The organism is Listeria floridensis FSL S10-1187 (genome assembly GCF_000525875.1).
Lineage (GTDB): Bacteria > Bacillota > Bacilli > Lactobacillales > Listeriaceae > Listeria > Listeria floridensis.
Map to the genome: position 1 here is coordinate 24,571 of NZ_AODF01000034.1, position 10,965 is coordinate 35,535.

At 35.8% G+C, this 10,965-nt stretch carries 14 protein-coding genes and 1 pseudogene; 14 read left to right on the forward strand and 1 reads right to left on the reverse strand.

Going from position 1 to position 10,965, the window contains the following annotated elements; all coding sequences use genetic code 11:
• The first annotated feature begins 3 nt into the window (after positions 1–3).
• The 13 genes and pseudogenes from MFLO_RS16580 to MFLO_RS12150 all read left to right on the forward strand — a co-directional run bounded on the left by MFLO_RS16580 (position 4) and on the right by MFLO_RS12150 (position 7,600).
• Positions 4–540 carry a hypothetical protein gene (locus MFLO_RS16580; RefSeq protein ID WP_051993650.1) on the forward strand — a complete coding sequence of 179 codons (537 nt, stop codon included), beginning with the start codon at positions 4–6 and terminating at the stop codon, positions 538–540.
• Between the two features lie 25 nt (positions 541–565).
• Positions 566–925 carry a hypothetical protein gene (locus MFLO_RS12085; RefSeq protein ID WP_036098255.1) on the forward strand — a complete coding sequence of 120 codons (360 nt, stop codon included), beginning with the start codon at positions 566–568 and terminating at the stop codon, positions 923–925.
• Positions 926–1,100: 175 nt separating this feature from the next.
• Positions 1,101–1,367 carry a DUF4176 domain-containing protein gene (locus MFLO_RS12090; protein WP_036098256.1) on the forward strand — a complete coding sequence of 89 codons (267 nt, stop codon included), beginning with the start codon at positions 1,101–1,103 and terminating at the stop codon, positions 1,365–1,367.
• 411 nt (positions 1,368–1,778) lie between these two features.
• Positions 1,779–2,147, forward strand: a complete 369-nt coding sequence (locus MFLO_RS12100) for a hypothetical protein (protein WP_149023045.1) — start codon at positions 1,779–1,781, stop codon at positions 2,145–2,147.
• Between the two features lie 453 nt (positions 2,148–2,600).
• A complete protein-coding gene (locus MFLO_RS12110) occupies positions 2,601–2,990 on the forward strand; it encodes a hypothetical protein (RefSeq protein ID WP_036098260.1) in 390 nt (129 codons plus the stop codon).
• Positions 2,991–3,085: 95 nt separating this feature from the next.
• The gene (locus MFLO_RS12115; protein ID WP_036098261.1) at positions 3,086–3,268 is read left to right on the forward strand and encodes a hypothetical protein; all 183 of its coding nucleotides are present in this window, start codon (positions 3,086–3,088) and stop codon (positions 3,266–3,268) included.
• Positions 3,269–3,286: 18 nt separating this feature from the next.
• Positions 3,287–3,517 (forward strand): annotated as a pseudogene (locus tag MFLO_RS12120) (DUF3958 family protein); the annotation flags it as partial.
• Positions 3,514–4,962, forward strand: coding sequence for a T7SS effector LXG polymorphic toxin (locus MFLO_RS12125; RefSeq protein ID WP_051993651.1), 1,449 nt, complete (start codon positions 3,514–3,516; stop codon positions 4,960–4,962). The pseudogene MFLO_RS12120 and the gene MFLO_RS12125, both read left to right, overlap by 4 nt.
• A 15-nt stretch (positions 4,963–4,977) precedes the next feature.
• Positions 4,978–5,550: a hypothetical protein gene (locus MFLO_RS12130; RefSeq protein WP_036098262.1), complete on the forward strand. Its 573-nt coding sequence runs from the start codon at positions 4,978–4,980 to the stop codon at positions 5,548–5,550.
• 73 nt (positions 5,551–5,623) lie between these two features.
• On the forward strand, positions 5,624–6,184 hold the full coding sequence (locus MFLO_RS12135) for a hypothetical protein (protein ID WP_036098263.1): 561 nt from the start codon (positions 5,624–5,626) through the stop codon (positions 6,182–6,184).
• Between the two features lie 3 nt (positions 6,185–6,187).
• The gene (locus MFLO_RS12140) at positions 6,188–6,472 is read left to right on the forward strand and encodes a DUF4176 domain-containing protein (protein WP_036098265.1); all 285 of its coding nucleotides are present in this window, start codon (positions 6,188–6,190) and stop codon (positions 6,470–6,472) included.
• Positions 6,473–6,933: 461 nt separating this feature from the next.
• A complete protein-coding gene (locus tag MFLO_RS12145) occupies positions 6,934–7,227 on the forward strand; it encodes a hypothetical protein (RefSeq protein WP_036098267.1) in 294 nt (97 codons plus the stop codon).
• 196 nt (positions 7,228–7,423) lie between these two features.
• The gene (locus MFLO_RS12150; protein WP_206538340.1) at positions 7,424–7,600 is read left to right on the forward strand and encodes a hypothetical protein; all 177 of its coding nucleotides are present in this window, start codon (positions 7,424–7,426) and stop codon (positions 7,598–7,600) included.
• A gap of 1,016 nt (positions 7,601–8,616) precedes the next feature.
• Here MFLO_RS12150 and MFLO_RS15460 read toward each other — a convergent pair.
• On the reverse strand, positions 8,617–8,988 hold the full coding sequence (locus MFLO_RS15460; RefSeq protein ID WP_149023047.1) for a hypothetical protein: 372 nt from the start codon (positions 8,986–8,988) through the stop codon (positions 8,617–8,619).
• Between the two features lie 248 nt (positions 8,989–9,236).
• Between MFLO_RS15460 and MFLO_RS12155 the strand changes: the two genes are divergently transcribed.
• On the forward strand, positions 9,237–10,859 hold the full coding sequence (locus tag MFLO_RS12155; RefSeq protein ID WP_036098269.1) for an Ig-like domain-containing protein: 1,623 nt from the start codon (positions 9,237–9,239) through the stop codon (positions 10,857–10,859).
• Positions 10,860–10,965 lie beyond the last annotated feature (106 nt).

Consider the following 10,965-nt stretch of genomic DNA (forward strand, 5'->3'; position numbering starts at 1 on the left):
AAATTGACCGATGAGGGTGTGGAAGCAGCTGTTCAGACAACAGTATCATGGCTCCAACAGAATACAACTCTTTTTATAGACCGAGGACTTGTTCCTGCATTAGTTGATGGCGGGAACATGGTGGTTCGTGAGGCACCTTCTTTGCTCAGCAACATCGTGCGTACAGGAGCGAAAGTAGGAATCCCTATTGTAGGGGCAGTAGTTGATTTCGGAATGCAGAAAGCGGAAGGGAAAAGTACAGAAGAAGCATTAATAAAAACAGCAGGACATACAGGTGCTGGATTAGCAGGAGCTGCTATAGGAACTGCTCTTGGTGGACCGGTTGGAACTGGTGTTGGTTTTGTTTTGGGGGTTGGAGGTGCAATGGCTTTTGATTGGGTATACGATCATAAAGATGGAATTGTGAACCTTGCAAAAGATGTTGGACATTCAGTCTCAGAAAAAGTGAATGAAGGTATAAAATCGATTCAAAAAGAAGCGGATAAGGTAGGAGAAGCAGTTTCAGGATTTTTCGGAAATTTGGGCTCTGTATTTGGTTAAAAAGGATGTGAAGTAGTGAAGAGCTTTGTTTTTTTTATATCGGGAAAAGGAACTTTATTCTATTTTCTATGATGAAAACAATGAGCAATTTATTAAGGTAATCCATAAAAAAAGAAATAATTGGATCTATATGGCTTTATTTTTGCTCTTGCTTTATGGGAGTCAATATATCAAGGTTGTTTTCCCTTATGAAAATAGTAGCTATATCAAAGTGCTACTATTATTGGTTGTAGGACTGCTTGCCTTTTTTATAGCTAAATTTTATTTTAAGAATTATTATGAGTTGGAAAATTTTCGAGTCATGGAGTATTCAAATAGTGGGGTTAGGGGACTCATGGAAGATGCAAAAAAGCAAAGTAAAAAAAGAATGGCTGATTCTACTTAGTGTACTGACGATTACAATCTGCATGTGTTTATTATTTTTGTATCTTGGGTCTATTTTAATACTCATATTCACGTCATTGTTTTTAGTATTAACTTTTACAGGCTTTTTATTGCGACCAATAAAAAAGCAAAAGCTTATTCATAAAATTCTAAACAGTTGAGGGGATGAAACAAAAATGCTGCCAATTGGAAGTGTTGTAAAACTAAGTAAAGGGGATGTTAAATTGATGATCCTCAATAGAGGACCATTATATAATCAAAATGGAGAAATCGGTTATTTTGATTATTCGGGATGTCTTTATCCGGCGGGAAAAGTAGAAGAACAAGTGTATTTCTTCAACGAAGAAAATATCGAACACATCTATCACAAAGGATATATAGATCAAGATGAAGAGGCTTATCAAACCATGTATGAAGAAAAAAATGAAAAACGGATTATATAAAAAATTTACAATTGAAGTGGAGTAAACATATTGCATTGGAGCAGTGAAGAAAATAAAAACTTTTAAAGGAGCTTTTTAATGAACTTACTAACAGCGATAAAACTATTTTTCTCAGGACTTGCTTTATTATTTATTCTGCAATTACTTAGCTATATCAATTGGTTGCTTGTAGATCAACAAGTGATTACGGGTTATGTAGACAAGTACATATTTTTAAAAACTCCTTTGGTTATTATACCTATCTTGTTTTTTGTCCCGCTCGTTTACTGCGTGATTAAGCGCGTCAGCTCTAGCAAATAAATTCGTTTATGACTAATAAGTGTAAATGCTTGTTTGATTTAAAGTAAGATATGAGCGATGATATTCTGACTATTAAAGACAGGTAAACTGATAAAAAACGAGTTTTACATCATGAGAAAGAGAGGCCACAGAGATATGTTCGTTACTCTTCTGCAAATAAGTGTGTATATTGCAGCTTGTATGTATATAAGTCTAAGTATCATTGGAATGATTCAACTGAAGAAAAGAGATTTTCATCATTTTACGGTATGGATTAGTTCGTCTAAAGAGTTATGGAACCAAATCAAACAACAAGAAAGCATTGTTTCAGCAGCAGCGATTACATGGACTATTGCTAGTCAAACCTTGCTTATTCTGGCTTTTGTCTTTGCTGTATGTGTAATGTTTTTTAAAGGAGAATTAAATGTTTGGATGTTTGGTGTTTACTTAGGAATTCTGTTGGTCAGTGGTTTTTGCTCCAAAGTGGCCGATAGTAAGTAGTAAAAATTCAGCACAGGAACACGGCTATTTATATAAGGAAAGTAAATATGAAAATATAGAAGCTGAAGGAAATAGGAATTAATAAGCTGAATAGATTAATCATTGAGGGAAATAAAAAGGAGCAAAAAAGGGCTGGTTTATGATTGGAAATAATTAAATGGTTAAATCTTGAATGATATGGAAAAAGGGGGTTGGCAATTATTGATCTATTCAACAAAATATTAGGAGTAAGCAATTTACTTTTGTTAATCTTCATTCAATTATCAAATCGAAAATTTCAAAAGCAAATTAATGATATGAATATCCAAACGCAAAAACAATTAAACGATTCTTGGATAGGAATAAAATATTCAAATTATGTGGTCCAATCTAAATCATCTTATGCAAATGATACGTCTGAATTAATGTTGAATTTTTCTTTATTTTTTAAACACCGGAGACAGCGTTTATAACTTGAAAATTCAAAGTGAAGCGAAATACATTTTTAGCATTAGAGAAGGTAATAATTATATTTTTGCAAATAAAAACATGCAGCCACATGTCTTCGAAAATGACTGCGAACCATCAAATGTTGATTTAGATCCAAATATAGTTGTTTCAAGAACTATGTATTTAGGTAAGATTGTTTCATTTTTGAAATATGCTGAGCAAATGGATATTCAAAATCAAATTAGTTCTACTATATATAAAAATGAAGAATTTAATATTCCTGTTGTAATTATGATTCAAAATGATAGTAATCATGATAGCGATTTTAGATATCGACTTAATACATCTATTTATCTCACAATCACTTATGATACTAGGATGAAATTTCATAAAAAAAGAAACACATATATTTAATCTTGAGATAGAAGCCGATACTGATAATAATGTTCATAAGGTAACTTTTATTAAGCATGATGTAAATTTTAAATGAATTAGGAAGATAGTAAAATATGGAAAGAAGGGATGAGGTAGCGAAGAAATGGTGGGGAAATCATGGTTTGAAAAAGTTTCAACAGAAATGTGATCTTGTACATGATACGAAAAATATACAACTATTAAAAGAAATAAGTGATATTGGGATTAAAAGAAGACATAATTTAGTGTATAAACCTGCTCTAAAAGGATTTGTGTAATCAAACCTATTTCAACAAGGATTTCGGTTTGTGGAAGAGGTACATGAGCGGTTTCGGAAAAACGATCGAGCTTTTTTGCATGAACACCTGCAAGAACGGGTTTTCTCCCTTTCACGATCAGCACAAGCCCATTTTGAAGGCATGGACGAAGCCTTTCAACAGGAAAAAAGAAAGTTGGAAGACCAACTCAATGAAGTCGCCTACGAAAAAAGAAAAGCATACTTAGATGAACAGGAGGCGAAAGCATGAGTATCAATATGTATGTGTCAAAATCTAAAACCCAAGCGACCCGTACAAGTCAGGTTTGTCGCCAACACTTGGAGGGGTATGTAGCCCTTCAACAAGCCATTCATCAGTTTACGGCAGAGCCTTTTTTGAAAGGAAAAGCGTATGATTCGGCTAAAGCTTTTTATAGTGCGGTTCTATTGCCCCTGGTTCAGGCAGGAATTCTGTTAACAGAAGCGACAGAAGAAGCTGTCCGGAAGTTTCCAGAACGTTACCAAAGCGAAGTGGACAGCGGAGATCTTAAACAATCCGAACTAGAAGAACAGATACGACAAGCAGACGTCTTGATTAACCAAGCGAATGCCCTTCAAAGACAAATCCTACAATCTCCGTTACCTGAGTTGGATCAACGCATGCAAGTGAATCTCAATCAAGCCTTGATTGAGGCTTACCAAACAAGTAAAAGAGACCTTGAAGAGAAGCTTCAAAAATTAGTCGCTTTTCATGCGAGTTCACCGCGTATTTTTTCAGAAATTGCGAGTTTGAAACAGGCGATTGATCAAGGGATTGCCCAAACGAAAACGGCTTGGAATCCCTCAACAGGGACTTTTGTGGTTTCGTCTCAGGAAAAGCTAATGTGGGCTAAGGAGATTGCTGAAAAAGTGAAACAAAGCGATGCTCAATTTTTAGAAAGAATAAGCAATAAAGTGCCCCATTTATCTGAAGCGGAACAAGCCAAATTGTTTACAATCGCTCAAACAAATCCGGATATGGAGCCGCCACAAGAGATTATTGACTATTTCATGAAAGATGTGGATGAAATTCCCCAATCAATCTTAGATAATCTACCGCAAGATTTATTTAATGCGGCTGTAGAATCTAGTGGAAAAGCGATGCAGAATTTTGGCTTTCTTCTGACGGCATTAACAGGGAAAATGGGACCAGGTGGGGCGGGTAATTTTGTGATGGTCAATCCAAATACATCTTCTCTCACCACAAACTTGATTCAAACAGGAAGCACAGTGGCAAAAATAGGAAAATATGGACTTCCGATTGTTGGTGGAGTCATTGATGGGGCAACACAAATCGCACAAGGAGAAGATGTAGGCGACGCCGTTGTAAAAGCTACGGTCCATGTAGGGATTGGTTTTGCCGGTGGGAAAGTAGGTGCAGCGATAGGTGCAGCGATAGGGACAGCAATTCCTATACCAGTAGTTGGAACAGTAGTTGGTGCAGTTTTAGGGTTTGCAGTAGGAGTAGGAATCACAGCCGTTGGGAACTATGTTTTTGACAAGATTTATGACAAAAAGGATGATATTATCAAAGGAGCGAAAAAAGTTGTCGATGACATCAGTGGGAAAACAAAAGAAATAGGAAAAAGTATAGAAAAAGGCGTTAAGAGTGTAGGGGATAAAATTGGGAATGCAGCTTCAGGTTTTATGAAAGGTTTAGGAAGCGTTTTTGGATAAGAAGGGGTAAAAATTATGAAATCACCGTGGATTCCAGTGTTTTATGATAAAAAAGAAAATAAAAATTACTTTTATAATGTAAATGAGAAAAAATTTGTTGAAGGAAAGTATTCTGCTCAAAATACTATTGTTACGCTATTATCTGGAACAATTGGAGTTGTTTTGTATGCACTTCTTGGATCGTTTATTATAAAAATGCCCACTAATTATCTAGCAGGATTAAGCATTTTACTCGGCATTATTATCAGTGGGCTATTGATTATTGTGATTGACCATTTTAGTAAAAAAAGTATTTTTGGAGATCCTGTTTCAATAGAAAAAATATCCTTTTGTTTTGAAGAAGGTGAAAAGCAGCTTAAAAAAAATCTTAGAACAGGATATTGGACCCTTTTATTGGCTATAGGAAGTACTGTTGTACTCTACTTTTCTAATGGAGAGGCAATTTTATTTTTTGCGACAGCACTTTTTTGGATGTTACCTATTCCGCTGATTGTTTTACAGAGGCCTTTCAAGAGAAAAAAAAATGTATGCTCTTTATCAGAAGAATCAACTACCAATAGAGAATGGAGAATACTAAAGTGTTGGTGATAAAATTGGAAAGGCAGCTTCAGGATTTTTGAACGGATTAGGTAGTGTTTTTGGCTAAGAAAGGATAGAGACAATGAAATCACCATGGATTCCCATTTTTTATAATAAAGAAAACAATACACCTTATTTCTACCATTTTCAAAACTATAAGGTTGTTGAAGGAAGCTATTCCACACAAGGATCATTAGTGACCATTCTTTCAGGAGTGGTTGGAGTTGTTCTATACAGCTTATTGAAATCTTATTTACTAACATTATCTACTGTTTTTTTAGTTTTCCTTAGTAGTGCTAGTGGGTTAGCTATTAGTGTTATTTTGATATTTATTGTAGATAAAATAATTAGTAAAAACTTTCAAGGGCACCAAGTCTCGTTAGACCAAATACCTGCTTCATTTTTTGAAGAAGGAGCGAAACAGTTTAATAAGCAATTAAGAATAGTATTTATTCTGCTACTACTTGCTTTGATATGTAGTTGCTTACTGTACCTTTCAAACGGAGAGCTTATAGTATTTTTTATTACAACACTTTCTTGGATACTTCCAGCATTTGTATTAGCCTTTCCAAGACCTGTAAAACGAAGAAAAATGTATACCCTTTATAAAAGGAATCAATTACCAATAGAGAATGGAGAATAATAAATGGAAGAATTGTTACCACTAGGTTCTGTCGTACGTTTAAAAAATGGAGAACAACAACTCTTAATTATCAGTCGTTTTGCACTGTATAATAATCAAGGAGGGATAGGTTATTTTGAATACAGTGGATGTTTATATCCCAATGGACAGACGGACCAAACTTCTTATTTTTTTAATCAAGAAGATATTGAGGAAATCTATTTCACAGGTTACGTCAATGAAGCGGAAAAAGATTTCCGTAAAAAAGTAGAGGAAGAGTTAAAAAAAAATCACTTATCCACGCTTTGAACTTATAACGACAGAAAGTAAATAAAGTTATGGATCAAGAGTTTAGAATTTACAAGAGATGGAATAGATCGAGTCCTATGAAAACAAGCTGTTCGCTCGTCGGCAGCTTGTTTTTAAGTGAGAAATTATCTCCATGAAAATCAAGAAAAAAGAATGAATTAACTCCGCCTATTATATAATCGAAGGGTATTTTGGGGATTAGAATGAATGTCGTCTACCTATTGGTATTCCGCCGACCTTCTAACATGTGCTTGAAGAATGCAATTGTTCATCCAACTACAATCAGCGCAATAATGCTTGAAAACAAAAAATCATGATAGAACACCTTCCCTAAACGAATGTCCGTCTGAGGGTAGACGACACTTGTTTTATCATAGAATGATAGAAAAATTTGATTTATGCTAAAATGAAACTATTGATTTTGTGTTATTTTTTGAGTATTAAAGTGAGGTGAAAGTATTATGGAGTCAAGAAATTTAAGAAAGAAAAAGGAAGACACACAAGCTAACAAACAAAATTTTGATTTATCTAGTGAAACATTTACTCTGAAACTGGGGTCTGGAATTGGAATGAGCTTTATATTTATTCCTTGCTATTATCTTAAAGTGGATGATACCGCCTTTCATTGGATTGAAAACCAGTTCGTTTTATTACTTCTGATTCTATTGGGGGCGATGGTTCTCATTGAAGTTTATATGCTAATCAATACTTCGACTCTAATTAAAATGAAAAGTAGGGCATTGAAAAAAAAGTGAAAAGTCTACAAAAACATTCGATCAAGAATATAGAATCGAATTCTGGAAAAATGGTCTCCTAGTTGTAATCAAAATAATTGTTATGTGTTTCGGGGTAATAGCATTAGTCACATCTAAATTTAATGTCCAAGATCTAGAAATAACCTCTCTTTTGATAAGAACGGAAAATAAAGTGATTTCAGGTGTTCCAGCGGTGATGACCTACATATTTATTTTAGTCGTTGGTTTTACCCTCATTTTCGCTGAAGTATTGACATATGTAACTTTGCTTATTCAAAATTTCAAGCTAGCCATCGTCGATTCAAAAGATCGATTAAGTGCGATCATTGCCATCGTTGGTGTTGCAATCTCGCTAATCGCAATTTTTAAATAATGATCATTCCTGAGTTCGACAATAGTAAGTTTAAAGCTGTGAAAGCAATCGCGAATCGAGCTGTAATTATTGGATATGATAGTAAAGGAACCATTGTCTTTATAAGGCGCAATGATACTGATTACAGTGGAAACGAGTATCCTGATCCAGATATAAAGAATCAATGAAAAGTTATTTGACGAATCACTAACACAGGAGTGATTGGAATAATTTAGTAAGAGTCTAAAATTTATAAGATATGGAATAGATCGATTCCTGTGAAAACAAGCTGTTCGCTCGTCAGCAGCTTGTTTTTTAGTGAGGAATTATCTCATAAGAATCAAGAAAAAAGAATGAATCACCCCCTTCTATAGAACCCTGCTTTTTGATGTACAGGAATGAGAATTAGCCGTCTATCAAGAAGAATGAAGGTTCCTTACATTAATGAGTAGGGGATGATGGGCAACCTGCTGTCGAGAAAGCCCGTGTTGTTTCTTCCACAAGATGAAAGCACTACGAGAAATGTCTAGTTCTTGAATAATCCAGGTATCTGAATGGGTTGCTCGTAAGCGGCCGTATTCTTCTTTTGCAAACAGGATTAACTTTTGTTCGACCGTCAATGGGAATCCTTTGCACCTGGATCAATGTCAATAAAGTAGACACAAAAAAAGAATAATTCATAAATTATTGAAATAAAAGCTCTCTCTTTCTTCTGGTGTAAACATACTGATGGTTGAATGAGGGTGATGCCGATTATAAAAACTTTCAATGTATTCAAAACAAGCAAGTTGCACCTCTTGAATAGAAAAAAGTTCTCCGATCGAATTCTTCTTTTTTCATATATTTAAAAAAGGCTTTGGTCAAGGCATTATCCTAAGGATAAGCTTTTTTTGAATAAGAAGTAATCATGTCATTCTCATCCAGCCATCTGCGACATTATTTGGCTGTATACTGTGACCTTCGGTCACTATGGATGAGGACAGATTGGCATGGCTTACGTTGTTTATAGGACATTTCTAAGGCTTGAAGAGCTAACTCTATATTGATTCTGTTAGAGACATGCAAGCAATAATTTTCCGTAAAAATAAGTCCATGACAAGGCATAAATAAACAAAGCTTTTTCCTACGGGGATGTAAGAAAAACCCGTTGTCCAAACTTGATTCGGTGAAGGTGGATTAAAGGCTTGCTTTAAATGATTGGGATAAGAGGAAGGGGGCTCTTCATCTATTTTTATCTTGGCATAACTCGGTTTTATGGTAGACATTTGAGGTAACTGAAGCTGACGAAGCAGCCGATAAACACTTTCTAAGCTGATGGATACGCCATAATCACGCTTTAAAACAGCTTGAATTTTAGAAGAACTAAAGAGAATGAATTCACTTCTTCCTTTTAATGTAATAGATTTCAAACAATCCAAGTCTTGCGATATATGTCAAAGAAGAAGCGAGTAAGACCAAAACGTTGATGAACAGTAAATCTGTCCAAACTCATTGTGATTGGTTTTCTTGTTGTCATAAAAGTGACAAATAAAATAATGAAAATCCATCCCAAAGGCATAGTAGAGAAATAACATTTTCAGTTAAGATTAAGAAAAGGAGGCTTACGTACTTAACTAAGAGTAAGAATATTTTTATGGGAAGGAAAGAGTAGTAAAATATGACAAAAAAGCAAACTAAGAAAAATCATTACATGAAAAAAGGGTTTACCGCTTTACTTATTGCAAATGTTTTAGCTTCACCCATGATTACAAATTTCGCACCACAAGTAGGTATGGCAGCTGAGTCCGATTTACAGTCAAAATCAATTAGTACTATGGCAAACACAACTGGAGCAGCTGCAATTGACGATCCCGTTAGAATGCCGGTTATCGGAAATGTAATGGATACGAAAATCTCAGATTATGGGATTTTCGGTTTTAATGCTACACCAGGTTCAACTGTGTACGTTACATTCGGTTCAATCACGCGTACCGTAACAGTAGGATCGACAGGTTACTGGGCGATCACTGCACTTGACGGCTTAGTTCCAGCTAATATGGCTGTTGGAACTAAAGTTTCAGCTTATGCAGTACTGAACGGTGTATACAGTAAAACAGATACAACTTATGTAAAAACTGCTGTTCGTGGTCCTGGTACGAACGGTGATGGCACTGGTATTGCCATTCCTGTAGTAAGCAAACCTGTAACTAGCAGAGATACTACTATTTCGTTCAGTGCGTCCTCAACTACAACTTTATATGCGAATATCAATGGGCAGATTTATACGACTCCAGCTAGTGCTGAATCACTCACTATTCCAAGACAAGCACCAGGCACTGAAATTATTCTTTACTGTGTAGAGGGTAATCATACAGGTTATCTTGGAAGAACTGTAGTGCTTTATGAAGAAGGCGACGCTCTAGCAACACCTACTGTAAATACTGTAAAAGATAATCAAACTCTTGTTACAGGTACTGGTCCAGCTAATACAACCTTAACTCTCTACGTTAATGGCAATGCGGTTGGAACTGGAACAGTCAGCTCAACTGGTCAATATTCAATTAATATGAATTCGACTTATCCTGCTGGAACTATAATTCAAGCAAAAGCTGTCAACAGCTATGGCGATGAAAGCCCATATGGAAGTACAACTGTAATAACTAGTGTCAGCTTAGCTGCCCCAACAATTAATACAGTGAAAAGCACAGACACAGTCGTAACAGGGACATCTACACCAAACACACAAATTGTCTTAACGATCAATGGAACGCAATATACTGGAACTACGGGTTCTAATGGGCAGTATTCGGTGACGATTCCTAAACAAGCTGTAGGGACATTAGTTACGGCGCAAGCGAAAAGTGGAACGGATACTTCTCCAACTACTTCAACAACTGTTATTGCAGGTACAATTGCAACACCAACGATTAACACGGTGACAACAGACGATACGCTAGTAAAAGGAACGGCTCCGGCGAACTCGAAAGTAACGCTTACAATTCCACAAGGTGACGGTTCCACAAAAACATGGGCTGGCACAGCTGATTCAAGTGGGAACTATGCCATTACGATTGCTAAGCAAGCTGTAGGCACGAAAATTGAAGTGATTGCTGAAAAAGACGGTATCACTTCAGACAAAGCTTCTACAACTGTTATTCAAGGCGCTCTTAAAACGCCAACAATTAATGGATTAACAACAGACGATACGCTAGTAAAAGGAACGGCTCCGGCGAACTCGAAAGTAACGCTTACAATTCCACAAGGTGACGGTTCCACAAAAACATGGGACTGGCACAGCTGATTCAAGTGGGAACTATGCCATTACGATTGCTAAGCAAGCTGTAGGCACGAAAAATTGAAAGTGATTGCTGAAAAAGAACGGTATCACTTCAGACAAAGCTTCTACA

What these genes read in the sequence shown, in the direction of transcription:
- MFLO_RS12090 (WP_036098256.1), top strand. Translation starts at nt 1,101, where the DNA reads ATGCTGCCAATTGGAAGTGTTGTAAAACTAAGTAAAGGGGATGTTAAA.
- MFLO_RS12100 (WP_149023045.1), top strand. Translation starts at nt 1,779, where the DNA reads ATGAGAAAGAGAGGCCACAGAGATATGTTCGTTACTCTTCTGCAAATA.
- MFLO_RS12115 (WP_036098261.1), top strand. Translation starts at nt 3,086, where the DNA reads ATGGAAAGAAGGGATGAGGTAGCGAAGAAATGGTGGGGAAATCATGGT.
- MFLO_RS12125 (WP_051993651.1), top strand. Translation starts at nt 3,514, where the DNA reads ATGAGTATCAATATGTATGTGTCAAAATCTAAAACCCAAGCGACCCGT.
- MFLO_RS12130 (WP_036098262.1), top strand. Translation starts at nt 4,978, where the DNA reads ATGAAATCACCGTGGATTCCAGTGTTTTATGATAAAAAAGAAAATAAA.
- MFLO_RS12135 (WP_036098263.1), top strand. Translation starts at nt 5,624, where the DNA reads ATGAAATCACCATGGATTCCCATTTTTTATAATAAAGAAAACAATACA.
- MFLO_RS12140 (WP_036098265.1), top strand. Translation starts at nt 6,188, where the DNA reads ATGGAAGAATTGTTACCACTAGGTTCTGTCGTACGTTTAAAAAATGGA.
- MFLO_RS12145 (WP_036098267.1), top strand. Translation starts at nt 6,934, where the DNA reads ATGGAGTCAAGAAATTTAAGAAAGAAAAAGGAAGACACACAAGCTAAC.
- MFLO_RS12150 (WP_206538340.1), top strand. Translation starts at nt 7,424, where the DNA reads ATGACCTACATATTTATTTTAGTCGTTGGTTTTACCCTCATTTTCGCT.
- MFLO_RS12155 (WP_036098269.1), top strand. Translation starts at nt 9,237, where the DNA reads ATGACAAAAAAGCAAACTAAGAAAAATCATTACATGAAAAAAGGGTTT.